20 protein-coding genes are annotated in these 25,949 nt (G+C 69.8%); 3 read left to right on the forward strand and 17 right to left on the reverse strand.

Annotated elements, in window-relative coordinates; translation table 11 throughout:
* Positions 1-4: 4 nt before the first annotated feature.
* Complete coding sequence (locus tag WBG06_RS06935) at positions 5-1,261, reverse strand: NRAMP family divalent metal transporter (protein ID WP_336735856.1); 1,257 nt, start codon at positions 1,259-1,261, stop codon at positions 5-7.
* A gap of 149 nt (positions 1,262-1,410) precedes the next feature.
* Here WBG06_RS06935 and WBG06_RS06940 point away from each other — a divergent pair, with 149 nt between their 5' ends.
* On the forward strand, positions 1,411-2,052 hold the full coding sequence (locus tag WBG06_RS06940; protein ID WP_336735857.1) for a GntR family transcriptional regulator: 642 nt from the start codon (positions 1,411-1,413) through the stop codon (positions 2,050-2,052).
* A gap of 97 nt (positions 2,053-2,149) precedes the next feature.
* Here the strand turns inward: WBG06_RS06940 and WBG06_RS06945 are convergent, their stop codons facing one another.
* The 12 genes from WBG06_RS06945 to WBG06_RS07000 form a co-directional block, all read right to left on the reverse strand.
* Positions 2,150-2,521, reverse strand: coding sequence for a DoxX family protein (locus WBG06_RS06945; protein ID WP_336735858.1), 372 nt, complete (start codon positions 2,519-2,521; stop codon positions 2,150-2,152).
* 78 nt (positions 2,522-2,599) lie between these two features.
* Complete coding sequence (locus tag WBG06_RS06950; protein WP_336735859.1) at positions 2,600-3,253, reverse strand: UdgX family uracil-DNA binding protein; 654 nt, start codon at positions 3,251-3,253, stop codon at positions 2,600-2,602.
* A gap of 25 nt (positions 3,254-3,278) precedes the next feature.
* Positions 3,279-3,620 (reverse strand): DUF3140 domain-containing protein, encoded by a 342-nt coding sequence (locus WBG06_RS06955; protein ID WP_336735860.1) that lies wholly within the window; start codon positions 3,618-3,620, stop codon positions 3,279-3,281.
* 66 nt (positions 3,621-3,686) lie between these two features.
* Complete coding sequence (locus WBG06_RS06960; RefSeq protein ID WP_336735861.1) at positions 3,687-4,718, reverse strand: hypothetical protein; 1,032 nt, start codon at positions 4,716-4,718, stop codon at positions 3,687-3,689.
* A 36-nt stretch (positions 4,719-4,754) separates the two neighbouring features.
* Positions 4,755-6,329, reverse strand: coding sequence for a glutamine-hydrolyzing GMP synthase (guaA, locus tag WBG06_RS06965; protein WP_336735862.1), 1,575 nt, complete (start codon positions 6,327-6,329; stop codon positions 4,755-4,757).
* A gap of 269 nt (positions 6,330-6,598) precedes the next feature.
* The gene (locus tag WBG06_RS06970) at positions 6,599-8,311 is read right to left on the reverse strand and encodes a GMC family oxidoreductase (RefSeq protein ID WP_336735863.1); all 1,713 of its coding nucleotides are present in this window, start codon (positions 8,309-8,311) and stop codon (positions 6,599-6,601) included.
* Positions 8,308-9,930 carry a succinic semialdehyde dehydrogenase gene (locus WBG06_RS06975; RefSeq protein WP_336735864.1) on the reverse strand — a complete coding sequence of 541 codons (1,623 nt, stop codon included), beginning with the start codon at positions 9,928-9,930 and terminating at the stop codon, positions 8,308-8,310. Before WBG06_RS06975 ends, WBG06_RS06970 begins: the two co-directional genes overlap by 4 nt.
* Positions 9,931-9,983: 53 nt before the next feature.
* Positions 9,984-10,589 carry a hypothetical protein gene (locus WBG06_RS06980; protein ID WP_336735865.1) on the reverse strand — a complete coding sequence of 202 codons (606 nt, stop codon included), beginning with the start codon at positions 10,587-10,589 and terminating at the stop codon, positions 9,984-9,986.
* 63 nt (positions 10,590-10,652) lie between these two features.
* Positions 10,653-12,392, reverse strand: a complete 1,740-nt coding sequence (locus tag WBG06_RS06985) for a glycerol-3-phosphate dehydrogenase/oxidase (RefSeq protein WP_336735866.1) — start codon at positions 12,390-12,392, stop codon at positions 10,653-10,655.
* 116 nt (positions 12,393-12,508) lie between these two features.
* Positions 12,509-13,090 carry a C40 family peptidase gene (locus WBG06_RS06990; RefSeq protein WP_336735867.1) on the reverse strand — a complete coding sequence of 194 codons (582 nt, stop codon included), beginning with the start codon at positions 13,088-13,090 and terminating at the stop codon, positions 12,509-12,511.
* The gene (locus tag WBG06_RS06995) at positions 13,087-14,184 is read right to left on the reverse strand and encodes a dipeptide epimerase (protein ID WP_336735868.1); all 1,098 of its coding nucleotides are present in this window, start codon (positions 14,182-14,184) and stop codon (positions 13,087-13,089) included. The genes WBG06_RS06990 and WBG06_RS06995 overlap by 4 nt, the downstream gene beginning before the upstream one ends.
* Positions 14,169-14,939: a serine hydrolase gene (locus tag WBG06_RS07000; RefSeq protein ID WP_336735869.1), complete on the reverse strand. Its 771-nt coding sequence runs from the start codon at positions 14,937-14,939 to the stop codon at positions 14,169-14,171. The genes WBG06_RS06995 and WBG06_RS07000 overlap by 16 nt, the downstream gene beginning before the upstream one ends.
* Before the next feature lie 294 nt (positions 14,940-15,233).
* Here WBG06_RS07000 and WBG06_RS07005 point away from each other — a divergent pair, with 294 nt between their 5' ends.
* A complete protein-coding gene (locus tag WBG06_RS07005) occupies positions 15,234-18,176 on the forward strand; it encodes a helix-turn-helix transcriptional regulator (protein ID WP_336735870.1) in 2,943 nt (980 codons plus the stop codon).
* 223 nt (positions 18,177-18,399) lie between these two features.
* Entirely contained in the window at positions 18,400-21,693 is a 3,294-nt protein-coding gene (locus WBG06_RS07010) for a S8 family serine peptidase (protein WP_336735871.1), read from the forward strand.
* A 48-nt stretch (positions 21,694-21,741) separates the two neighbouring features.
* On the opposite strand, the gene WBG06_RS07015 is transcribed toward WBG06_RS07010, so the two are convergent.
* From WBG06_RS07015 to WBG06_RS07030, 4 genes are all read right to left on the reverse strand, one after another.
* Positions 21,742-22,530, reverse strand: a complete 789-nt coding sequence (locus tag WBG06_RS07015) for an SDR family NAD(P)-dependent oxidoreductase (RefSeq protein WP_336735872.1) — start codon at positions 22,528-22,530, stop codon at positions 21,742-21,744.
* A 103-nt stretch (positions 22,531-22,633) separates the two neighbouring features.
* Positions 22,634-23,962: an ABC transporter substrate-binding protein gene (locus WBG06_RS07020; RefSeq protein ID WP_336735873.1), complete on the reverse strand. Its 1,329-nt coding sequence runs from the start codon at positions 23,960-23,962 to the stop codon at positions 22,634-22,636.
* Entirely contained in the window at positions 23,959-25,056 is a 1,098-nt protein-coding gene (locus tag WBG06_RS07025; RefSeq protein ID WP_336735874.1) for a branched-chain amino acid ABC transporter permease, read from the reverse strand. Before WBG06_RS07025 ends, WBG06_RS07020 begins: the two co-directional genes overlap by 4 nt.
* A 3-nt stretch (positions 25,057-25,059) precedes the next feature.
* Positions 25,060-25,938 carry a branched-chain amino acid ABC transporter permease gene (locus WBG06_RS07030; protein ID WP_336735875.1) on the reverse strand — a complete coding sequence of 293 codons (879 nt, stop codon included), beginning with the start codon at positions 25,936-25,938 and terminating at the stop codon, positions 25,060-25,062.
* Positions 25,939-25,949 lie beyond the last annotated feature (11 nt).

Genomic DNA, 25,949 nt, shown 5'->3' on the forward strand with positions numbered 1-25,949 from the left:
GTTCTCATGCTCCAATGCCGATGAAGGCGAAGATCGGGCGGATCGAGACGATGCCCATGTACCAGCTGAGCAGGGTCGCGAGGGTGCCGAGGGTCAACAGCCACACCGGGTAGCGGTAGCCGTTCAGGACGTCGCGCTGACGGAACCAGCCGATGTACATGAAGATCGTCATGCCGATCGGCAGGATCAGGCCGTTGAAACCACCGACGAAGACCAGGATCGACGCGGGCGCGGCGCCGATCAGCAGGTAGAGGACCAGGGAGACCACGATGAAGGCGACCGTCGCGACCTGCAGCCGCCATCCCGTCCCCAGCTTCTTCGAGAACGTCGAGATGAAGGTCGCCGAGGTGTAGGCGGCACCGATGACCGAGGTGATCGCGGCGGCCCAGAAGATCGCCCCGAAGATGCGGATGCCGGCGTCACCGAGCACCGCCCCGAACGCCTGGCCGGCCGGGTTGGCGGCCTGGCTCGAGAAGTCGAGGGTGACGCCCGAGGCCACCACACCGAGGATCGCCAGGAAGAGTACGTAACGCATGATCCCGGTGACGAGGATCCCGCTCATCGATGCCCGGTGGACGGCCGGCACGTGCTCGGGACCCACCAGGCCGGAGTCGAGGTAGCGGTGGGCGCCGGCGTAGGTGATGTAGCCGCCGACGGTGCCGCCGACGATCGTGGTGATCGTCGCGAAGTTGAGCGTGTCGGGCACGAAGGTCTGACGCAGCGCGTCGCCGACCGGGGGCTGGGACGCGATCGCGACGAAGAGGGTGAGGCCGATCATCAGCAGGCCGAGCCCGAGCACGACCATGTCCACGACGCGGCCGGCCCGCTTGTACATGAAGATGCCGATGGCCAGCAGGGCCGAGAGCAGGCCACCGATCTTCGGTTCGATGCCGAGCAGGGCGTTCAGGCCGAGGCCCGCGCCCGCGATGTTGCCGATGTTGAACGCCAGGCCGCCGATCACGATGAGGGTCGCGAGAAGGTGACCGGAGTAGGGCACGGCCTCGTTGGCCAGGTCACCGGCCCGTTTGCCGGCGACGGTGATCATCCGCCACACGTTCATCTGCAGCGCGAAGTCGATCAGGATCGAAGCCAGGATCGCGAACGCGAACGCCGCGCCGAGCTGAGCGGTGAACGTCGCGGTCTGGGTGATGAAGCCGGGGCCGATGGCCGAGGTGGCCATCAGGAAGATGGCGCCGAGGATCGGTCCTCGGCGCGAGCGCGCGAAGCTCTTCGCGCGCTCGGCGCTGGTCGTGTCAGTCATGGGGGGACTCCTGCCATCCGCGGGGCCATGTGGTCGGGGCCACATTCTGTGTGTAGTACAGGATGACATCGATTGTTCAACAATGATAGTCGAGTCCGTTAAAATCATGTTTCGATTGTTCGCGGATGCGATTCCCCTAGGATGCCGTCATGGCCGATGTCGAGGACACCCTGACGAACGCTCTGCGCCGGCGGATCATCGACGGCGAGTTCGCGCCGGGCACCCGGCTCTCGGAGATCTCCCTGGCCGAAAAGCTCGGGGTCTCCCGCAACACGCTGCGGGAGGCGTTCCGGGTGCTCGCCGAGCAAGGACTCATCGAGCACGTTCCCCATCGCGGAGTCTCGGTCGCCTCCCCCGGCGTGGCCGACGTCGTCGACATCTACCGCGCACGCCGCTACGTCGAACCAGCCGCCCTGGCCGCGGGCTCCCCGCTGCACCCCGCGGTGGCCGCGATGCGCGAGGCCGTGGAACTGGGCGAGGCCAGCCTCGAGGCGCGCGACTGGCGTACGGTCGGCACGGCCAACATGGCCTTCCACGACGCCATCGTCGCCCTCGCCGACAGCCCCCGGCTCGAGCGCCTCTTCCGCGACATCGCCGCCGAGCTGCGGCTCGCGTTCCTCGAGATCGACAACCCCGAAGCCCTGCACGCCCCGTTCGTCACCCGCAACCGCGCCCTCCTCGAGACCTTCCTCGAGCACGGTGGCCCCGCCGCCGCGACCGAGCTGCAGGACTACCTGGTGCTCTCCGAACGTACTGTCCTCGGCGCCTTCACCCGCCTGCGTCAGGGCTGACGGCTCGTGTTGAGGGGGTAGTCCGGGAGCGAACTGCCTATTTACTGGCGAGTAATAGGCAGTTCGCTCCCGGACTACCCCGACGATGCCGCCTACCTCAGACCGCGACCAACCCGCGCAGGCGCTGGTCGCGGGGCCAGGCGCCGGCCCAGACGAGGACGGCGGTGGCGATGGCGAAGACGGTGTTGAAGGCCGGCTGCCCGAAGATCAGGTTGACGGTGACCGCGCCGCCCAGGTAGGCGGTGATCAGGATCGTCCCCATCGCCCGGGTGGCGGGCAGGTGGTAGGCGACCAGCGACAGGCCGAGAACGGCGCCGCAGACAACCGGGAACCAGCCCGGCGCGCCGATCTTGTCGTTGAAGTCCATGACGGCCTCGACCCGGAGCAGGTGGGTGACGATGTCGAAGCCGAGGAACAGGGTGACCAGGACGGTGATGATCCAGCCGGCTCGTTGTGCGTTGGTGCTCATCTCGATCTCCTCAGAGGTGGGTGGGGTTGCTCTCACCCACGCGTCGAGTGCGCACCAGGGATCTCGACATCGCCTCCGTCACTTCTTCGATCTTTTCTTCAGCGCACCCGCAGCGACCTTCAGATCGGCCACCAGACCGTCGTACGTCGCCTGCCGCTCGTCCTCCGCCCGGAGGACGGCCGAGGGGTGGGTCGTGGCGAGCACCCAGGGGTCGAGGGTCTCCGTGGCGATGGCGTCGGGCCATTCGAGGAGATGCCCTCGAGCCACACCGACGCGGAACGAGGAACCGAACAGCGCCTTGCCCGCCGTGCCGCCGAGCAGGACGACGCCGGTGGGACGTACCAGATCCAGCTCCGCCGCCAGCCACGGAGCGCAGGCGCCGACCTGTTTGCTCGTCGGTGACTGGTGGATGCGGCGCTTGCCGGAGAGACGGTGGCGGAAGTGCTTGACCACGTTGGTCGTGTACGTCTGCTCCGGGTCGATCCCGGCATCGGCAAGGGCCTCGTGGAGGATGCCGCCGGCCGGGCCGACGAACGGCTCGCCCTCGCGGTCCTCGCGGTCACCCGGCTGCTCGCCGAGCAGCATCAGCGGAGCCGGCGTGGGTCCCTCGCCCATCACCCCTTGGGTGGCGTCGCGGTAGAGCTCGCAGCCGCGGCAGTCCTGGACGGCGCTGCGCAGGTCGGCGAGCGTCGGCGACTCCGGCACCCACTCCGCGGCGCCCACGGTGCTCATGGCATTCATCGCACGTGGGGCGCGCTCACGGCGCGAGCGGGTCGTGGCCGATGTTCATCAGCCGGCGGCGCCACTGGGCATCGCCCGCGGTCGGCTCCCACTGGCCGGTGTCACCACCACGCAGGTCGGTGACCTTGTCGACGACCCGGTGCATCACCTCGACGTCGTCGGGGGTGAGGTCGGCGCGGCGCTTGCCCAGAATGTCGGCGACCCGGTGCCCGAGCTCACTGCCGGCCCGGTCCGGCTCGGTCTCGGCCGTCTCCCCCGCACCCTGCACGGCGAGCCACTTCCGCAGGTCACGCGAGGTCATGTTCACCGCGCGGTGGAAGTTCTCCCAGAGCCTGTCGTCGACGATCGTCTCGGCCATCTCGTGCCTCCTGCCTGATCGACTGCTCGGAGTCCGGTACCCACCCCGGCGGCCCGGCACACGGCGTCAGCCCAGAAGTGCCCGAGCCTCCGATGACTCGTAGAAGCTCGAGAGCCGGCGACGGACCAGCTGCTCGAGGACTCCTGCCTCGGCGAGCGCCTCGATGACCGGCGGCCCGAAGCGGAGCGCCTCCTCGACCAGGTCGTCGCGGCCGAGGCCCCACTCCTCCAGAAGCCGGTCGAGGGTGAACGCCCCGTAGGTGTCGAAGAAGAAGTCGACACCCGTGTCGACCAAGGCCTGCAGGTAGTCCGAGTCACGGACGTCGAGCCAGACCTGGTAGAGCCCGACGAAGAGTGCGACCAGCTGCTCGTCGTCGACCAGATCGGCGATCTCGCGCACCGGCCGGGTCGCGAGCGCGTCCCAGATCTCCAGCAGCGCGTCGTGCACCTCCTCGTCGGTGACCGAGCTCGCGGCCGTGTCGGACAGGTAGGCGAGCAGCGCGCCGGCACCACGCTCGGCGAGCTCACGTGCGCTCTGGTCGACGGCGGCGCCGACCGGGGTGCTCTTCACCGTGTCCGCCATCCGGCCGGCGACGCGTTCGGCGATCGAGAATCCGAAGGCACCACCCGGGAGGCTGTCGGCGAGCCGGCGACCGGTGTCGACGGCGCCCCTCGCCGTGCCCCGCACCACGGTGCCGACGCCGGCCTGGATCCCCGAGTTGTCGGCGAGGGTCCGCAGGACCTGCCGGCGCAACGTACGCATCTCGACGAGGGCCTCGACCAGCTCCGCGATCCGCGGGCGGCTGACCACGGCGCCCAGCGGCGTGTCGTTGGCAGGATGCGCCTTCAGCCTCGTCGCGAGCGCGCCGGCGACCTCCGGGATCGCACCGGGGAGCCGGAAGGTGCTGACGTACTTCAGCGCGACCTCCTTGATCAGGTCGCGCGGCATCACCTGGTCGAGCGTCAGGTCACCGGCGGCACGCAGCGCGAAGTCGATCTCGCCGGTGGCGAGATCGAGGAAGCGTACGCCACGCATCGCCGCCACCTCGTGGGCGACATGGGCGTCGAGAAGTCGTCGAGCGAGGTCCGGCTCAGTCATGGACGACATTGTCCACGGCCGGGACCGCCCGACGAATCATTCCCACTCGATGGTGCCCGGAGGCTTCGAGGTGATGTCGACGGTGACCCGGTTGATCTCGCTCACCTCGTTGGTGATCCGGGTGGAGATGCGCTCCATGACCTCGTAGGGAAGCCGGGCCCAGTCGGCGGTCATGGCGTCCTCGGAGGTGACCGGGCGGAGCACGACGGGGTGGCCGTAGGTGCGGCCGTCGCCCTGGACGCCGACCGAGCGGACGTCGGCGAGCAGCACGACCGGCATCTGCCAGATGTCGCGGTCGAGGCCGGCCTTGGTCATCTCCTCGCGGGCGATCGCGTCGGCCTCGCGGAGGATGTCGAGCCGCTCCTTGGTGACCTCGCCGATGATGCGGATGCCCAGACCGGGGCCCGGGAAGGGCTGGCGCTGGACGATCTCGTCGGGCAGGCCGAGCTGGGAGCCGACCGCGCGCACCTCGTCCTTGAAGAGCTCACGCAGCGGCTCGACCAGCTCGAACTCGAGGTCCTCGGGGAGGCCGCCGACGTTGTGGTGGGACTTGATGTTGGAGGTGCCGGCACCGCCGCCGGACTCGACGACGTCGGGGTAGAGGGTGCCCTGGACGAGGAAGGCGACCTTCTCGTCCGAGTCACCGAGGATCTCGACCTCGGCACGCTCGAAGCAGCGGATGAACTCGCGCCCGATGATCTTGCGCTTCTCCTCCGGGTCGGTGACCCCGGCGAGCGCGTCGAGGAACTCCTTCTCGGCGTCGACGATCTTCAGCTCGGCACCGGTGGACTCCCGGAAGGCCTTCTCGATCGCGACCGACTCGTTCTTGCGCATCAGGCCGTGGTCGACGTAGACGCAGGTCAGCCGGTCACCGATCGCCTTGGCGACGATGGCCGCGGCGACCGCGGAGTCGACACCGCCGGAGAGCGCGCAGATCGCGCGGTGGTCGCCGATCTGCTGGCGGACCCGCTCGATCTGGTCCTCGGCGATGTTGCCGATGGTCCACGTCTGACGGCACTGCGCGATGTCCCACAGGAAGTGCTCGAGCACCTGCTGGCCGTGCTCGGAGTGGAGCACCTCCGGGTGCCACTGGACGCCGGCGAGCTGCTTGTCGACGTTCTCGAAGGCAGCCACCGGGGTGTCCGCGGTGCTCGCGAGCACGGTGAAGCCCTCGGGCGCCTCGGAGACCGAGTCGCCGTGCGACATCCACACGTTGTGGGCCGGCGGGATGTCCCGGAGCAGCGTGCCGGGGACGCCGACGGTGACTGGCGTGCGGCCGTACTCCCGCGCCCCGTTGTCGTCGACGGTCCCGCCCAGGCCCTGGGCCATCAGCTGGAAGCCGTAGCACATTCCGAACACCGGGGTGCCCGCGGTGAACAGTCCGTTGTCGATGGCCGGGGCACCCTCTGCGTACACGCTCGAGGGGCCGCCGGAGAGGATGATCGCCTTCGGGTTCTTGGCGAGCATCTCCTCGACCGGCATCGAGTGAGGCACGATCTCGGAGTAGACCTTCGCCTCACGCACGCGGCGGGCGATCAGCTGCGCATACTGCGCGCCGAAGTCCACCACGAGAACCAGATCGTGCTCTTCCGCCCCAGCAGCCTGCGTCATGCACGAATCGTAACGAGGACGCACGTCGCCCGCGAAATGCCAGGAAATGCACCAGGGCCCGACCGGGGAGGGAGGTGGTCGGGCCCTGATTGCCCGAGACAAAGATGTCCGGACTGGAGACCCGGCGATGTATTAGGGAGGGAGCAATCCCGGGTCTGATCACTCCAACGATCCCTCTTAACCTCGGTTACGGGGCATCTGCGAACTTCCTGCCAGAATCTTCCGGAACGACCCCTGCCAGGGACCCTGCCGCGGCGGCGGCAGATCGGTCAGCGGACATCGACGATCGGCAGCTGCAGCGCAGCCGGAGCGGTCGCGGGCACCGCCGGCGAGGCCGGGGGCACCGGCTGGATCCGCGCGTAGCCCGCACCCAGCTCGGGACGGGGGTCGGCCTGGTCCTTGTTGGGCCAGTACGCCATGGCCCGCTCGGCCTGTGCGGTGATCGTCAACGACGGGTTCACGCCCAGGTTGGCAGAGATCGCGGAACCGTCGACGACGTGCAGGCCTTCGTGGCCGTAGAGCCGCTGATAGGGATCGATGACACCGGTCTCCACCGAGTCGCCGATGGTGCAGCCGCCGATGAAGTGGGCGGTCATCGGCTTGTTGAACGGCTCGCCGATGGTGCCGCCGGCGTATCCCGGCTTCTCCCCCGAGCTCATCACTCCGGCCATCTTCCGCACGGCGTCCAGACCCGCCGGGATCCAGGTCGGGTTCGGCTTGCCGTGACCTTGCTTCGACGACATCCGCCACCCGAAGATCGTCCGCTTCGGGAAGGTCGTGATCGAGTTGTCGAGCGCCTGCATGACCAGCGCGATGACGGTGCGCTCGGACCAGTGCTTGAAGTCGTAGAACGTACGCAGCGACCGCCGCTGCAGCCACATCTCCTTGAGCCAACGGCGGAACCGCCGGGGACCGCCCTCGGTGAGCACCGTCTGCATCGCCGCGATCGCGTTGCTGCCGTGGCCGTAGCGGACCGGCTCGATGTGGGTGTGCTCGTCGGGATGCCACGAGGAGGTGATCGCCACGCCCTCGGTGTAGTCGATGGCCGTGTCCGGCGCGATCGCGCCGAGGATCGACTCCGAGTTGGTGCGGGTCAGCTCGCCGAGACGGTCGGAGATCTGCGGCAGGTCGCCGGTGCGCTTGAGCTTGTGGAGCAGCTTCTGGGTGCCGAGCGAGGCCGCCGAGAAGATCACCTGGTCGGCGGTGAACCGCGTCGTCCGGCCGATGCCCAGCTTGGCTTTCGTGGAGCGGGTCTCGACGACGTACCCGGTTCCGGTCCTGGCCGGGTAGACGCGGGTAACCGTGGTCAGCGGGTGCACCTCGGCGCCGTTCTTCTCGGCCAGGTAGAGGTAGTTCTTGACCAGGGTGTTCTTCGCGTTGTGGCGGCAGCCGGTCATGCACTCGCCGCAGTTCGTGCACGTACGCCGGTCGGGGCCCTCCCCTCCGAAGTAGGGGTCCGCGACCTCCTGCCCTTCCACGTGGCCAGGGCCTCCGAAGAAGACGCCGACCGGCGCCTTGTGGAAGGTGTCACCGCGTCCGGCCTCGGCCGCGACCTTCTGCATGACCTCGTCGGCGGGGGTCAGGTGCGGGTAGAGGGTGACGCCGAGCATCCGCTTGGCCTGCTCGTAGTAGGGCGCGAGCTCGTCCTTCCAGTCGGTGATGTGGCTCCAGGAAGGGTCCTCGTAGAACGGGTCGAGCGGCTCGTAGAGCGTGTTGGCGTAGACCAGCGAGCCACCACCGACCCCGGCGCCGGCCATGATGACGGCGTCCTTGACCATGTCGATGCGCTGGATGCCGTAGCAGCCGATCGCCGGCGCCCAGAGGTATTTGCGCAGGTCGAAGGAGGTGTTGGGCAGTTCGTCGTCGCTGAACCGGCGACCGGCCTCGACCACCCCGACCTTGTAGCCCTTCTCGGTCAGGCGCAGCGCACTGACCGACCCGCCGAACCCCGAGCCGATGACGAGAACGTCGTAGTGACTCATGCGCGGCCCAGCGACTTCAGCACCCGCAGCGAGGCGGTCATGAACTTGGCGTACGCCTGCTCGCTCATCCCGAACTGCGGGGCGAAGCGCAGGACGGCCTGCGAAGCGACCGACTGGGTCTCGGTGTAGCGCAGGATGCCCTCGACTCCCTGACGACGGCCCTGGCCGGACTCGCGCATGCCGCCCATCGGGGCGTCGATGCTGGCGAAGGTGGCACCGAAAGCCTCGTTGATGTTGATCGTGCCGCACTTGATCTGGCGGGCGATGCGCCGGGCGCGGGCGGTGTCGCGGCTGTAGATCGAGCCGTTGAGTCCGTACTCGCCGTCGTTGGCGCGCTCGATCGCCTCCTCCTCGCTGTGGAAGCGGTAGATCGAGACGACCGGACCGAAGGTCTCGTTGCCGAAGCAGGTCATCTCGGGGGTGACGCCCTCGAGGATGGTCGGCTCGAAGAAGTAGGGCGCCAGGTCGGGGCGGGCCTTGCCGCCGGTGAGCACGCGAGCGCCCTTGGAGACGGCGTCCTCGACGTGGGCGGTCGCGGTGTCGACCTGGGCCTGCGAGATCAGGGTGCCCATGTCGTTCTCCCAGCCCAGGGTGGCACCGAGGGTCATCGCCTGGGTGCGGGCCACGAAGCGCTCCACGAAGCGGTCGTAGACCTTGTCGTCGACGAAGAGCCGCTCGACGCTCACACAGAGCTGGCCGGAGTTGGAGAAGACCGCGCGGGTGGCACCCTCGGCTGCCTTCTCGATGTCCGCGTCCCTGAGGACGAGCATCGGGTTCTTGCCCCCGAGCTCGAGGGACGCGCCGATGAGGCGCTCAGCCGCCTGCTTGGCGACCAGCTTGCCGGTGCTGGTCGAGCCGGTGAAGCAGACGTAGTCGGCGCGCTGGATGATGCTGGTGCCGACCTTCGAGCCCGGACCGGCCACGACCGTCCACAGGTTCTCCGGGAGCCCGGCCTCCGCGAGCAGCTCGGCGCCGAGCAGCGCGCTGAGCATCGTCTGCGAGTCGGGCTTGATGACCACCGCGTTGCCCGCGGCGATCGCGGCGATGCCGTCGCACAGCGCCATCGTGAACGGGTAGTTCCACGGGCTGATGATGCCGACGACGCCCTTCGGCACGTGGTTGAGCTCGACCCGGGTGAGCACCGGGATGACGCCGAGCTTGCGCTCGGTGTCGAGGATCTTGCTGCTCCGCCGCCCGTAGTAGCGCGCGGTCAGCGCGATGTGCAGCGGCTCGTCGAAGGCGTGCTTGCGGGCCTTGCCCGACTCCAGCACGATCAGGTCGAGGATCTCGTCCTGCCGGTCGAGGACCAGGTCGTGCAGCCTCATCAGGATGCGCTCGCGCTCGGCGACCGGGGTCGCGGCCCACTTCTCCTGCGCGACCCGGGCTTTGGCGAAGGCCGCGGCGACATCGTCGTCGCTCGACTGCGGGATGTGCGCCAGCGGCGCCCCGTTGAGCGGACTGATGACCTCTCGACTCTCCCCCGTCGTCGCCACGATGCGACCGGTCAGCCGGGCGACATAGTCGGGCTCGAGGGCCAGGGACGCCGTGGCGTCGTGCTCGGGATCGAGCGGGCCCTCGACGATCGGGCCGCCGGACGGGGTCGGGTTCGATGCGCTCATGTACCGAGAGTATGTGACCGGCGTCTCGGACGCCAGACACGCGTCCCACTAACTCATACTGCGGACCACCACAGGTAGTCGTAGCGCTCCGCAGGAAGGTCGATCACGACACGGTCCAGCGGCAACCGGTCGAGGGCGTGCACGGTGCACTCCTCCGCCGGGGCGGCGCGGTAGAGATAGCCGTCCAACGGCCATTTCGTACGCAGCCACTCGTCCAACCGTTCGGCGACCGATGCGCTGAGCCCGGGCTCACGGTCCTGGCGGAGCCAGTAGCTGACCCGGGCGGTGGCGCCACCTGCGTACCTGAGCAGGGTCTGGGCGTCGGCGCCCATCGCCTCCAGGTAGGGGAACAGCGGCTGGACGTAGAGGCAGCCGAGCGAGCAGGTGCTCTCGGGGTCGAGGAAGAGGTAGGTGAAGGCACGTCCCGCCTGATGGTCGGACCAGTGCCGGATCACCAGCGGCAGGTTGTCCTCGCTGCCGAAACCCTCGACCGGCCACCTGCCCCAGCTGTGATCGCGGATCACGTCAGGGCTGGCCAGATAGGCCTCGGTGTCCAGGTCGAGCAGCTCCGGCCGGAGCGGTGCGAGGTAGAAGTCATCCGTAGCCAGCGGCTCGGGGGGATCTGCGACCAGGCGGTGGAAGCCTGCCGATGGGAACATGCGAACAGAGTGCTACGTCAACCGCTTGGCACGCCACGGCAATTCCGCCGGGGTCGGACGAACTCAGACGAGATCCTCGACCTCCAGTCGCGCGCGGTCGGCCTCCTCGTCGGTGACCATGAGCTGGGAGCGGCGTTCTGCCTCGATGCGGCGCAGGTAGTGGTCGACCTCCTCCTTGGCACGCTGCTCGTCCCAGCCGAGCTCCTCGGCCATGATCTTGGCAACGGCTGGAGCAGCGCGTACGCCGCGGTCGAAGGTCTCCATCGAGATCCGGGTGCGGCGTTCGAGCACGTCGTCGAGGTGACGGGCGCCCTCGTTGGTGACCGCATAGACGACCTCGGCGGCGAGGTAGTCCTCGGCACCCTCGAGCGGGAGCGCGAGTGGGCGGCGCTGGGAGATGAGGTCGAGGATGTCGTCGATCAGCCCGCCGTGGCGGCCGAGGAGGTGGTCGATCCGGGCGACGTGCAGACCGGAGCGGCGGGCGAGGAGGACCCGCTGGTTGGACCGGGTCTCGAAGCCCTCGGCCCCGACCAGGCGTACCTTGTCGGTGATCGAGTCGCGCAGGGTCATGTTGGTGGTCGTCCCGAGCGAGTGGGCCGCCGCGTCGACGGCGTCCTTGGCCATCACCCGGTAGGTCGTCAGCTTGCCGCCGGCGATCAGCACCAGGCCCGGCAGGGGCGTGACCACGGTGTGCTCGCGGCTGAGGGCAGCCGTCTGGTCGGACTCGCCGGTGAGGAGCGGGCGGAGCCCGGCGTAGACGCCTTCGACGTCCTCGAGATCGAGCGGCACTCGCAGGATCGCGTTGACGTGCTCGAGGACGTACTCGATGTCCGTCTTCGAGGCCGCCGGGTGGGCCAGGTCGTAGGTCCAGGGGGTGTCGGTGGTGCCGATGATCCAGTGGCGGCCCCACGGGATGACGAAGAGGACCGACTTCTCCGTGCGCACGATGAAGCCCGACTCGGAGCGGATCCGGTCGCGCGGGACGACGAGGTGGATGCCCTTGGACGCCTTCACGTGCAGGGCCCCGCGACCGCCGACCATGGCCTGGATGTCGTCGGTCCAGACCCCGGCAGCGTTGACGACGGTCTTGGCGCGGATGACCAAGTCCTGGTCGTGCTCGAGGTCGCGGGCCCGGACGCCGACGACCCGCTCGCCCTCGCGCAGGAACCCGGTCACCTGGACCCGGGTCGCGATGTGGGCGCCGTGGGAGGCGGCCGTGCGCGCGATCGTCATCACCAGACGGGCGTCGTCGACCTGGGCGTCGTAGTACTGGATCGCGCCGGTGATCGCGTCGGTGTTGAAGTCGGGGGCGATCCTGGCGACGCCCCGGCGGGTCAGGTGGCGGTGGCGCGGCAGGCCGGAGTTGCCGAGTCCGGAGAGCGGGCCGAAGCTCGCCATCCCGTCGTAGAGCGCGAGGCCGGCGCCGATGTAGGCGCGCTCCCAGACCGGGTTGGTCAGCGGGTAGAGGAACGGCACCGGCCGGACCAGGTGCGGGGCCAGGGTGTTGAGCAGCAGCCCGCGTTCCTGGAGCGCCTCGCGGACCAGCTCGAAGTCGAGCATCTCCAGGTATCTCAAACCTCCGTGGACCAGCTTCGAGCTCCGCGAGCTCGTTCCCGAGGCCAGGTCGCGCTGCTCCACCAGGCCCGTGCTCAGGCCTCTGGTGACGGCGTCCAGCGCCACTCCGGCGCCAGTCACACCTCCGCCGACGACGAGTACGTCGAGCTCGGTCTCCCCCGCCGCACCGACCATCGTGCCGATCGCGAGATCGCGGCTCTGCGGACTCAGTGCCCCTGTGCGAGTCATACGTTCGAAGTTAACTCACCGGGCCGAAATGTCACTTCTGCCGCGCGAGACGTCAGCTATGTTGACCGAGATGGCAGGACTGTGACGTCTCGGCCGACGTAGCTGACGCCTCGGCGTCATAGACGAGCGGCGCCGACGAGGGTGGCGAGGCGGTCTGCGGGCATGGGCTCCTCGACCACGAGCATCTTGTCGCCGTCGGCGTGGATCATCGGACGTACGCCGCCCGGCTCGGGTGGCGCGGTGGCGATGGCGACGTGGGTGATCCGGTCGCCCGGCTCCAGGGCGAAGAAGTAGAGGTCGCCGGCGGTGACCTCGTCGAGCTCGATCGCCGGGAGCGCGGCGGCCTGGTCGCGGGCGTCCCGCGGGACACGTACGCCGATGGCCTCTGCGGCTCGGAAGACCAGGCCGGAGCAGTCGATGCCGGCCTCAGTGGTGCCTCCCCAGACGTAGGGGACGCCGAGATAGGTGCGGGCCTTGGCGAGCACGGTGTCCACATCGCCGGCGAGGGCGTCCGTCGGCAGCCAGCCGGGGTAGCCACGCTCGTCCTTCGAGGACGCGTGCGCGGGGACGACGACGTAGGTCCACTCGCCCTGCGACTTCAGGACGACGACCTCCTCACCGGGAACGATCTCGGTCTCGTGCTCGGCGTCGGCGGCGGGCTCGGCGACGACGAAGGTGGGCTGGTTGACGGTGGTCATGGGAGGACTCCTTCGATGCCGAGACCGTGGGCGTGGGGGAAGACGATGCGGGGGCCGTCGTAGGTGATGCCACCGGCGTACGGACTGGTCCTCGCCCACCAGCCCGCGTCGAGGTCCTGCTCGCCGGGGATACCGGTCGCCGCGACCAGCGCCGCCGCCGCACCGATGCCGAGGTGGGACTCCATCATGCAGCCGACCAGACGGCCCAGACCGTGGCTCTCGGCGACCCGCAGGAGCTCGATGGCGGGCGTGATCCCGCCGCACTTGGCCAGCTTGACGTTGATCGCGTCCGCCGCGCCCGCCCGGATGACGTCGACGAGGTCCTCGAGGTCGAAGACCGACTCGTCGGCCAGGATCCGGTAGGGCTGATGACGACGGACGTACGCCATCGCCTCCAGGTCCCGCCGGGCCACCGGCTGCTCGACGAACTCCAGCTCGACGTCCTGGTCGGCCAGGGTGGTCAGCACCGCCACCGCCTCGTCCGCGCGCCAGCCGGTGTTGGCGTCCAGGCGGAGTACGCAGCCCGGGGCGGCCTCGCGGACCGCGAGCACGCGCTCGGCGTCTCCGGCGGCATCGGTGCCCACCTTGATCTTCAGCGTCGTGAAGCCGTCTCGGGCTCGTGCGGCCGCCGCCTCCGCCAGCTCGGCAGGGGTGCCTACGGAGAGGGTCATGTCGGTGGTGAGGTGCGTCGGGATGCCCGGTCCACCGGCCAGGTGCTCGACCATGGACACCCTGGCACGCCGGGCGACGAGGTCGTGGAGCGCGATGTCGGCGGCCATCTTGGCCGATCGGTTGCCGACGACCGCACGCTGGATCAGTCCGGCCGACGACAGATCAGCGGCGGCCCCGACCAGCACATCCGTGATGGGCCCTTCGAGAGCAGCAGCCGATCCGGCGAGCGAGTCCCCGGTGACCTGCCATACTTGCGGCGCCTCGCCCCACCCGAGGCACCCGTCGGAGTCCTCGACGGTGACCACGACCGTCTCCGCGAACTCCGTACGCCGCAGCGCGGTCACGAACGGGGTGTGCAGCGGCACCCGGACACGCTGGGTGCGCACCGCGACGACCGACGGCACCGTCACAGGGTCGACCACAGATAGCGCGCGACCTCGCTGATCCGGAACTCCGACTCGTCGTCGTCCAGGCCGGTCGTGAGGACGACCATGACCTGAGCGGGGCCCTCGGCAGGCCGGATGATCGCCATGTCGTGGCGTACGCCGTCGACCCAGCCGGTCTTGTTGCCCACCACGGCGTCCTCGGGCACGCCGAGCGGGATCGCGTCGCGGTATTCCTGGGCCACCAGGATCCCCTCGACCTCCGCGGTCGACTCGGGCGACAGCAGCCGGCCGGAGGCGAGCTTGCTGAGCAGCTTGCCCATGTCGTTGGCGGTCACCAGGTTCTGCAGCCCGGCCTCGCGCGCGGGTGCGTCCTCGATCCCCCGCGAGACGGTCGTCATCGGCGTCACGCCGGCGTCGGCGAGCACCGCAGCGACCTCCTCGAGGCCGACGCGCTCCAGCACGAGGTTGACGGCCAGGTTGCCGGAGACGGTCAGGGAGCGGCGTACGAGATCACCCAGCGGCAGCGCGGAGCCGACCGCCTCCCAGGTCTCGGGATCCTGGTCCTCGGCCGGGTCCATCTCGAAGCGCGATCCCTCGACAGCGGAGTCGAAGTCGGGATGGACCGAGATCGGCTCGTCGAGCGACAGCAGCCCGCGGTCGCGGAGCCGATAGGCCGCGATCGCGACCGGCAGCTTCATCAGGCTGGCCGCATAGTGCTGCTGGTTGACGTTCTGGGCCTGCGTCGGGATGCCGTCGAGGCCACTGAGCCAGGTCGAGACCAAAGGTTCCACGCCCGCGAGACTAGGGCATGTCTGGTAAAGACACGGCGGCCGCGAGCGGTGTTTCGGGCCGATCTGGCAAGGCGTCCGTCGCGAAGACATCCTGACGGCTTTCGAGTGGCGGCAACGCAGCCAGATCGGATGCGAAACATCGCGTAGCGGGCGTGGATTTGTCAGACATGCCCTAGTTGAAGAGTCCCGTTCGCGCTGGTCTCCTCGGCGAACCGAGGGACCACGAACGACGTGTTACCCCGGCCGGAGCCACCCGCTAGCCTGTCCCCGCCCACCTGGGGCGAGGACAGCGAGGTGAACGACTTGATCCGGGAGTCGGCGGATCCTGCGGGCGCGCCACCAGCCTTCGTGGGACGCGACGGCGACCTCGCCTCGATCGTCGACGCACTGCGGGACGGGCCCGCGCTGGTGGTCGTCGAGGGTGAGCCGGGGATCGGCAAGACCCGGTTGGTCGGGCAGGCCGTCGACGCCCTCAGCGACGCCCGGGTGCTGACGTGCACGGCTCCACCGCTCGCGGAGCCGTTCCCCCTGGGTCCGATCGTCGACGGCATCCGGCGCCTGAGCCCGGATGGCCCACCGACCGGGTTGACGCCGATCGCGGGCGCGCTCCGGCCGCTCTTCCCGGAGTGGACCGACGTGCTGCCGGCGGCGCTGGACCCGTTGGACACGGCCGGCGCGACCCGGCACCGCCTCTTCCGCGCCCTGACGGAGCTCCTCGACCGGCTCGAGGTCGCGGTGCTGGTCCTGGAGGACGCGCACTGGGCGGACACCGCGACCCTGGAGCTGCTCCTCACCCTCGTCGCCTCGGGTGCCGCCGATCGCTCGCTGGTGGTGACCTACCGGCCGGCCGAGGTCGCTGAGTCAGCACCGCTCCTCCGGCTCACCTCGCGCGCCCCGGCCGGGACGGCCCGGGTACGCATCGCCCTGACGCCCCTCTCGGTCGAGGAGACCGGACGGCTGGTGGGGTCGATGTTCGGCTCCGACCAGGTCTCGACAGGCTTCGCGGCCTTCCTCCACGAGCGCACCGACGGCGTGCCGCTGGCGGTCGAGGAGTGCGTACGCCTGCTCGCCGACCGCCGCGACATCGTGCGCCGCGAGGGCCAGTGGGTTCGCCGCGTACTCGATCAGCTGGCGGTGCCGGCGACGGTGCGCGACTCGGTGCTGGAGCGTCTGGTGCGGCTGCCGCCGGCGGCTCGGGGCGCGCTCGAGGCCGCGGCGGTGCTGGCGGCCCCGGTCGGTGCGGACCTGGTGGCCGAGGTCGCCGACCTGTCCGAGGACGACGCCCGCGACGGCGTCGCAGCAGCACTGTCGTCCGGCCTGATGCAGGAGGCCGGCACCGGCCGGTTCGCCTTCCGGCACGCTCTCGACGCCCAGGCGGTCGACGAGGCGATGCCCGCCTCGCGGCGACGCCACCTGCACGCCCGCGCGACCACAGCGGTCGCTCGACTCGACCCGGATGCGCTCGACCGGCTGATCCGCCATGCGCGCGAGTCCGGTGACACCGCGTCCTGGTGCCGTTACGCCGAGGCCGGCGCGGACGTGGCGCTGCAGTCGGGCGACGACCGCAACGCCGTGACCCTGCTCCTCCAGCTGCTCGACCTCGAGCATCCCGTCGACCGGCGGCTGCGGCTCGCTGCGAAGCTCGGCGAGGCCGTCTACTACGGCGGCGCCGCCCTCGGCGACGTGCTCGACCGGGTCGTCGGCACCATCCACGGCGTCATCGCCGACACCAGGTTGGCGGCGCCCGACCGGGGCGAGCTCCGGCTGCTGCTGGGACGCTCGTTGTGGCGCATCGGTCGGCAACAGGCCGCGTTCGGCGAGTTCGAGGCGGCGATCCCCGACCTGAGCCACCGTCCGGACCTCGCCGGCATGATGATGTGCAACCTCGCGATGCCGCTCGTGCCCGACTGGCCCGCCGCCCGTCACGCCGCATGGCTCGACCGCGCGACGGAGCTGGCCGAGACCATCGATGCCTCGCAGCTCGACGTGGCGGTCGGCACGGCTCGCCCCTCCGCCCTGCTCCTGCTGGGAGACGACGCCGCCTGGGACGCCGTGCATCGCATCGAGCAGCCGCGATCGGATCGGCCTCGGGACGTCAGCCTGTACGCGGCGGGCCTGCTCAACGTGGCCGCGGCCTCGCTCCCGTGGGGCCGGTTCGAGGAGACCCGGCGGCTGATCGCCGCCGCGGAGGCCCACCTCCCCGACCCCGAGCATCATCGGGTCGCCGAGGGTTCACAGATCACGACCGCGATCCTGTCCTGGTACACCGGCGCCTGGGACGGTCTCGCCGAGACGATGTCCGGCCTCGCCCGCCGCGAGACGACCGAGGTCCATGACCGGCTGCTGGCCACCGTGCTGTCCGGCCTGGTCCGCCACGTCACCGGCCAGGACGGCCATGCCGGCGCGCTCGCGTTGACCGAGGTCGCGGGCACGCTGCGAGAGCTCGGCATCGCCGAGCCGATGACCGTGGTGCCGGCCGCGTCGCTGGGCCGCACGGCCCTGGTCGAGGGAGATCCGGAGCGCGCGTACGCACTCACCTCCCCGGCGATGGACCTCGTCGCCACCAAGGGCGTGTGGCTGTGGGCGACAGACCTCGTCGTCGTCCACGTCGAGGCACTGGTCCGAACCGGGCGACGTGATCAGGCCGTCGAGCTCGTCTCGACCATCGCCGACGCTCTGGATCTCGCCGCGGCTCCGGCGGCCGCGGCAGCGGTCGCCGGCTGTCGGGCCGTCCTCGCCGAGGCCGAGGGTGAGGTCGGCAGGGCCGCCGAGCACTACGCCGAGAGCGCGGCGTCGTGGGCGTCGATCCCTCGGCCGTACGACGAGCTCGTCGCCGTCGAAGGACGCGGCCGCTGCCTGCTGGCGACGGGGTCGGACCGGACCGAAGAGGCGATGGCCGCCCTCGAGCGCGCCCAAGCAGGCTTCGCCGCGCTCGGCGCCCGACGGGACGCCGACCGGGTCGCCCGACAGCTGCGCGCGCTGGGCGCCGACGTCGCCCGGACGTGGCGCCGTGGCCGACACGGCTACGGCGAGGAGCTGTCGCCGCGAGAACGCGAGGTGCTGGCCCTCGTCGCCAAGGGGATGACGAACCGGGAGATCGGCACGGCGCTGTTCCTCTCGCCTCGGACCGTCGGTCGCCACCTCGAATCGGCCATGCGCAAGCTGCAGGTCTCGACCCGCACCGCCGCCGCGATGACCGCCGCCGAGGCAGGGCTCCTCGACGAGCCCCACCGCTGACCACCGTCGAGGTGACCCATTGATTGGGTCATCTGCCCACTCGCACCGCAGCACCTGCCCCGGCCACGCTGATCGATCATGAGCGGCTGCCAAGACTGCCCCGACGAGACCGAGGCCGTGAGCGACCGAGACGCGGACGAGGACCCCGAGCCGGACGAGGCCGGCGCGGGGTTCGAGCCCCTGTGATCACGGCACCTGCCCTACCCCACTGCGAGAGGAAATCATGACCAGATCCAGATGGAAGCCCGGCTGGTTGATCCCAGCCGCGCCGCGTACGGCGAGCATCGCACTGGCCACCGCCTTGGCGGCACTCGCGCTGCCCGCCGGCGCGACCCTGTCCGCGGCCTCAGGAGCCGACGCCGCTGGGCACGAGGTCGAGGTCGAGCCCCGGGTCCTCACCGAGCTCGCCGGCGACGACGACACCACCACGACGTTCTGGGTCTATCTGAAGGACCAGGCCGACCTGGACGACGCGGCCCGGATCACCGACCGTGCCCGGCAGGGTGAGGTCGTACGCGACGAGCTGCAGGAGACGGCCGAGACCAGCCAGGCCGACCTGATCGACGTCCTCGACGAGGCCGGGGCCGACTACCAGTCGTTCTGGATCGCCAACGCCGTCGAGGTGACCGGCGACGCCGACCTGCTCGACCGGATCACCTCGCTCCCGGAGGTCGCCCAGGTCACGGCCGACCGGACCTACACGCTGCCCGAGCCGACACCTGCGGGCGAGATCGCCGCCACCGACGACGTCGAGTGGGGCATCGACCGCATCGGCGCACCCAAGGTCTGGGACGAGTTCGACGCCACCGGCGAGGGCATCGTGGTCGGCAGCATCGACTCCGGCGTCCAGTACAACCACCCGGCGCTGGTCAAGCAGTATCGAGGCAACAACGGCGACGGCACCTTCAACCACGACTACAGCTGGTGGGACCCGGGCGTCTCGTGCGGGATCATCAACACCGTGCCCTGCGACAACGTCGGTCACGGCACCCACACCACCGGCACCATGGTCGGCGACGACGGTGCCGAGAACCACATCGGTGTCGCTCCCGGCGCGAAGTGGATCGCGGCCAAGGGATGCTCGGGATCGACCTGCAACCAGAGCATGCTGCTCTCCAGCGGACAGTTCATGCTGGCGCCGACCGCCCGTGGCGGACGCAACCCGCGCCCGGACCTGCGTCCCGACGTCGTCAACAACTCCTGGGGCAGCGCCGCCGCAGGCGAGGACCCGTGGTTCAAGCAGACGGTCGACGCCTGGGTCGCGGCCGGCATCTTCCCGGTGTTCTCCAACGGCAACGAGGGCCCCACCTGCGGTAGCGACGGCAACCCCGGAAACATGGAGGCGAGCTACGGCGTCGGCGCGTTCGACGCCGACGGCAACATCGCCCCGTTCTCCAGCCGCGGCCCCTCCCAGTGGGACGACGACCTGATCAAGCCCGACGTCTCCGCCCCCGGCGTCGCCATCCGCTCCGCCTACCCGGGCAGCAAGTACGCCGTCGGCAGCGGCACCTCGATGGCCGCACCCCACGTTGCCGGCTCGATCGCACTGCTGTGGTCGGCCGCGCCGGCCGTCAGGCGTGACATCGACCTGACCAGGCGGCTTCTGGACGAGACCGCGATCGACGTCGAGGACCTCAGCTGTGGCGGCACCGCAGGAGACAACAACGTGTGGGGCCAGGGCCGGCTCGACACGTACGCAGCGGCAGCGGCTGCGCCGCGTGGCGAGACCGGGACCGTGTCCGGGACCGTCACCGACGCCGATACCGGGGCACCGGTGGCGAACGCCACCGTCTCGGTGAAGGCCGAGTCCGGCCCGGTCGGCCTGCCGGCGACGACCGACGCCGAGGGCCACTTCTCGGCCCTCGTCTCCACCGGGAGCTACACCGTCACCGCCTCGGCCACCGCCTACGTCACCGGCTCTCAGCCGGCGGCCATCAGCACCGACGAGACCACCACCGTCGACCTGGCGCTGGAGGCACCGACCGGTAAGGCCATTGCGCTGTCCGACGACGCGCTCGACTTCGGCTCGGTCCCCATCGGCACCACCGCCGAGGCGAAGACGATCACCCTGTCCAACACCGGCGGCGTCCCGGTCACGGTGTTCGACGTGACCGACCACGCCAACGGTTTCGTCCACGAGAGCGGCACCTGCTCGGGTGTTCCGTTCCAGCTGGCCAGGCTCGAGACCTGCACGCTGGAGATCACCTTCCGGCCGACCGAGCAGGGTGCGGCGCAGGCGAGCTTCGCGGTCGCGAGCAGCGCCGGCCCCGGCCAGCGGGTCGCCCTCGCAGGCGCCGGCACCCCGATCCCGGCACGGGTCGGCAGCCAGCAGACCGCGAGCCTGCAGAAGTACCTGCAGTCCGCGGTGATCGACCCGGCCGGGCGGTTCGCCTACTTCGGCACCGCCAACCAGTCGGAGCCGCTGCCGGGCGTCATCGTCAAGTACGACCTGAAGACGTTCAAGCGGGTCGGGACCCTCGGCGTCGGCGTCGCCCAGAAGATGCTCCAGACCGCAGTCATGGACCCTCAGGGCAAGTACGCCTACTTCGGGATCGCGACCTCGCCGGCGCGCGTCGTACGGATCGATCTGGACACCTTCAAGCTCGACAAGATCCTGCTGCTGGCGGCCGACGAGCACAACCTCCGCTCGTCGGTCATCGACCCCGCTGGTCGCTACGCCTACTTCGGCACCGGGACGAACCCGGGCAAGGTGATCAAGGTCGACCTCACGACGTTCACCAGAGTGGGCGCCGCGACGGTCGCCGGTGAGCACCTGACGACCGGGGTCATCGATCCCGATGGCAGGTTCGGCTACTTCGGCACGTTGAACTATCCGCAGGGACGCGTGATCAAGGTCGATCTCGACACCATGGAGCAGGTCGGCTCGATCACACTGGGTTCGGGTGAGCGCTACCTGCGCTCGTCGGTGATGGACCCGGACGGACGCTATGCCTACTTCGGCAGCGGTGAGGCCAGCGCCGGCAAGCTGGTGCGGATCGACCTGGCCGAGTTCGAGCGCGATACGGCCATCGACGTGGCCGTGGGACTGACCTCCGGTGTCATCGACCCCAGCGGCCGGTTCGCGACGTTCGGAACCCTGGCCGGCCAGGTGTTCAACATCGATCTCGACACCTTCGAGAAGGCTGGCTCGACCACGCTGGACAAGGGCGAGGACGGTCTCGTCGCGGCGGCGGTCGACCCCAAGGGCGAGTACGTCTACTTCGGCACCAGGACCGGCCCCGGCAAGGTGGTCAAGGTCCGGGTCGGCGCGGCCTACCGGCTGAGCGCTGAGGCCCACGAGACCCGCTCGGGCATCGCCGTGGACCTGGCCTGGCACGGCGCGACCGCCGCACAGGTCGATGTCGTCCGCGACGGCACGGTCGTCGCAACGGTGCCGAACACCGGTCACTACACCGACAAGACGGTGGACCGCTCGGCACCTGCGCCGGAATACCGGCTCTGCGACGCCGGGACCGACCGCTGCTCCAACGCGGTCACGGTCGAGCTCGCGGGCTGACCGCTCGCTGACAGCAGCAGGGGGCGAGCGCCAGGAGCGCTCGCCCCCTCACTGCTGGTCGGACTCGCCGTCGAGCTCCTGCCGGATCCGGTTCACACCATCCAGCCAGGCATCGACATCTGCGGCACGGGTGGCGTACTCCTCGGCCACGTCGGGCTCGAGCGAGATCCAGAACTGCGAGCCCTGCCCGGCGTCCCAGGCGGCGTCGGCGACCTCCTCGGCGGTGAGCGCGCCTTCGGCCGTGCGGAAGCCCGGGAGTCCGGAGGAGCGCTCGAGCATCGCCGTCTTCACGCTGCGCGCGACGATCGCCTGGGCGACGACGCCCTGATGCCGGTAGGTGGCGGCGAGCCACTCGGCGAAGGCGATCTCGGCGTGCTCCGTGGCCGCGTAGGAGGGCGAGCCGAGGAGCGTGAGGAGACCCGCGGAGGAGGAGGTGACCACGAACCGACCGGCACCGCGGGCGACCCACTCCGGCAGCAGCAGCCGCGCGGCGCGTACGTGGGCGAGCACGTTGACCTCGTAGGAGGTCAGCCAGGCGTGGTCGGAGGCCTCGAGGCCGCGGCCGCGCTCGACTCCGGCGTTGCCGTACCAGGCGTCGATCTTGCCGAGCTCCTCCCGGGCAGCGTCCACGAGCGCCGCGGTGCCGGCGGCCGAGGCGGCGTCGCCGGGGACCGCGAGGGCGCCGATCGAGTCAGCGACCGAGCCGAGCTCGGCGGCGTCGATGTCCGCCACGACGACACGGCATCCCTCGTCGGCGAACCGGGTGGCCATGGCCTTCCCGATCCCCCGGGCTGCACCGGTCACAACCACGCCGCTACCGGGTGCGAGTACGTTCACGGACCGACCACCTCCAGTGGCGTTGGTGAGGGTCAACCACTGTAACCGAGGCCGGTCCGTGAACGTGCAGCAACCTACTGATCAGTATCGAGTGAGTCCCACGTCACTCCGGGATGCCGGACGAGGGCGGGGCGTCCGAGGCGGCGCTGTCGTCCTCCTTGATGGGCGCGTCGCCGATGTCGGTGACGAGCACCGGCGTGAGCGGCTCGGAAGCACCGTTCTTGAGCTCGACCACGCTCACCCCGGAGATGCCCAGGTGCGAGTCCTCGGAGAACCGGAACGGCGCGAGGCCCGGCCCCTCGAAGGACGCGCCTTCCTTCTCGATCGTCTCCACGATCGACTCCCGGGTCAGGTCCTTGCCGTTGGCCTGCAGCGCCTGGACGAACGTGTAGGCCTGCGACATGCCGTAGATCCGGTAGTTCGTCAGCTTCTCGGATCCCTTCTTGGAGTAGGAGTCCCAGACCTTCTGCCAGAGCTTGACCCACTCGTCGTCGGGAGCGTCGACGCCGGGGATGTACTCGGTCGTCATCATCCCGTCCATCAGCTTCACGCCCTGCTCGGCAGGGATCTTGCCCTTGGTCATCGACGCCAGCAGACCACCGACGAGCGCCGGGTCAGCACCGACGTTCGAGTAGAACCACTTCGCCTTGAAGCCGACACCCTGCGCGGCGATCTGGCTCAGCGCCGTGTAGGACGGCGTGTTGAAACCGAGGACCAGGTCGACGCCCTTGGACTTGAACGAGGACATCTGCGGGGAGAAGTCGGTCGACCCACCGGGCGTGTACTTCTGTACGTCGACGATCTGGGAGTCGAGGAACTGTCGCGCGCCCTTCTCGCCGTCCTCGCCGAAGTCGTCGTCCTGCAGGAAGAGGCCGACCTTGGCGTCGGGCATGTTCTCCTTGACGTACTGCCCGATGATCTTGCCCTCGATCTCGTAGTCCGGCTGCCAGCCGAACGTCATCGGGCTCGTCTCGGGATCGTCGCCCCACTGCAGCGAGCCGCTGGAGACGAACAGGTCCGGGATGCCGTCGTCGTTGAGCCGCTGCACGACCGCGCGGTGCGTGGGGGTGCCGAGGCCCGCAACCATCGCGAAGATCTCGTCCTGCAGGATCATGTCGTTGGTGACGGCGCTGGTGTTGGTCGGGTTGTACGCGTCGTCCTTGACGATCATCTCGATCTCGCGACCGTGGACGCCTCCGGCGTCGTTGACGTACTCATAGAACGCCTCATGGCCCGATGGGATCTCGGAGTAGCCGGGCGCGGCCGGACCGGTCAGCGGGAAGTGCGCGCCGATCTTGATCGTGGTGTCGGTGACGCCGACCGCCGTCCCGTCCTCGGAGGGCCGCTCCTTCCCCGCGCCACAGGCCGCGAGAAGTGAGGCGGTGGTGAGGACGCAGACGACCTGTGCGGCTCTGCGTGCGGTGCTTCTCATGTTGTCTTCTCCTTGGTTGATGACCCGAGAGATGAGCGCGCTAGGAACAAGCGAAGGCTGCCGACGATCCCCGCTGGGGCGAGGAGGATGACGAGCATCAGCACCAGCCCGTAGACCACCGGGGTGACCTCTGCGGCCTGGGTCGCGCTGAGCCCGGCCGACTCCCCGAGATCGGTGGCGAAATGAGGAAGGAAGGCCAGGACACCGGCCCCGATGAGCGCCCCGGTCAGGCTCCCCAGCCCACCCAGGACGACCGCTGCCAGCAGGGTCAGCGAGAGGGTGATCGTGAACGCGCCCGGCGCCGTGAGACGTACGTTCATGGCCATCAGCCCGCCCGCGAGCCCGGCGCACATCGCGCTCACGGTGAAGGCGACCACCCGGGCCCGGCCGAGGTGGATCCCGGCGAGCTCGGCGGAGACGTCGTCGTCCCGCACGGCCCGCCATCTCCTCCCCACCCGGGACCGGCTCAGGTTGGCGAGCGCCACGAACGCGAGGATCAGGAGGAGCCAGCCGAGGTAGGCGAGGAAGGAGTACTGGTCGATCTCGGCGGCGGTGAAGAACCACACCAGGTCCTGGATCCACGCCGGCAGCTCGGCAGCGCGCGGCACCGGCACCTGGAGCCCCTGCTCGCCACCGAGGAACTCCCACTGGTTGGCCAGGCGCGGGACCGCGACCGCCAACGTCAGCGTCGCGCCGGCGATGTAGGGACCGTGCAACCGTGCTGCCGGGACCCCGACGATCACCCCCACCACAGCACACACGGCGATCGCCACCAGCAGGGCGACGAAGACGTCGGCCAGCGTCTCGCCGCCGGTGCGCTCGAGCACCAGGGTGGCCGCGTACGCACCGACGGCCATCAGGGCGCCGTGGCCGAGCGAGAGCTGGCCGGAGAGCCCGGTCAGCAGCGTGAGACCGCCGGCGGCGATGGCGAAGAAGGCCATCTCGGCGTAGCGGGTCTGCAGGTACTGGCTGGAGGAGCCGATAACCGTCGCCACCACCAGGAACGCGAGGAGCCCGACGAGGAGGTGCCAGGCCAGCGGCACGCTCCGGACCGGACGGACCAGCGGGCCGATGAAAGAACTCAGACGCTCCATGGGTCAGACCCTCCTGGCCGCAGCCGCCGCGAACAGGCCGCTGGGACGTACCAGCAGCACCAGCATCAAGATCCCCAGCGCCACCAGCGGCGCCAGGTGCTCACCGACGTAGCCGGTCACGTAGGAGAGCGAGAGCCCGAGGATCAGCCCGCCGATCACCGATCCGATCGGCGAGTCGAGCCCGCCGAGGACGGCGGCGACGAAGCCGTAGATCACGAACGGGTCCATGAACGCCGGGTTCACCAGGTCACCGCCCGCGATGAGCATCCCGGCCACCGCTCCCACGGCCGCGGCGAGCGCCCAGCCGAGGGTGAGCATGCGGCCGACGCGTACGCCCAGGAGCCGGGAGACCTCACCGTTGAAGGCCGAGGCCCTCATCCGCAACCCGAGGTCGGTGAAGCGGAAGAGGACGACGAGCCCAGCCATCACCACGGCGACCACGACGATGGTGAGGATGCCGAACGGGGTGATCCCGATCGAGGTGTCCCCGACCGAGATCGCGCTGGTGCTGACCGGGGCCGGGAAGCCGCGGTGCTGGACTCCGAAGGTGATCGCGGTCAGCCCGTGGAGCACCATGAACAGCCCGAGGGTCAGGATCACCGCGTTGAGCTCGGCCTTGCCCTCGACCGGGCGGATGATCACCCGCTCGATCACCGCGCCGAGCACGAACCCGGCGGCGATCGCGGCGAGGAAGGCCACCCAGTAGGGCACGTCCACGTTGATGAGCGAGAGCGCGATGTAGGTGGTCACCATCGCCATCGCGGCCTGGGCGAAGTTGACGATCCGGGTCGAGCGCCAGATCAGGCACAGGGCCAGCGCGAACGCGGCGTAGACCGCGCCCAGGACCAGCCCGCCGAGGGTGGTGTCGAGAAACTGTTGCATCGTCCTGTTCT

The sequence above is a fragment of the Nocardioides sp. CCNWLW239 genome (assembly GCF_037137035.1).
GTDB lineage: Bacteria > Actinomycetota > Actinomycetes > Propionibacteriales > Nocardioidaceae > Nocardioides.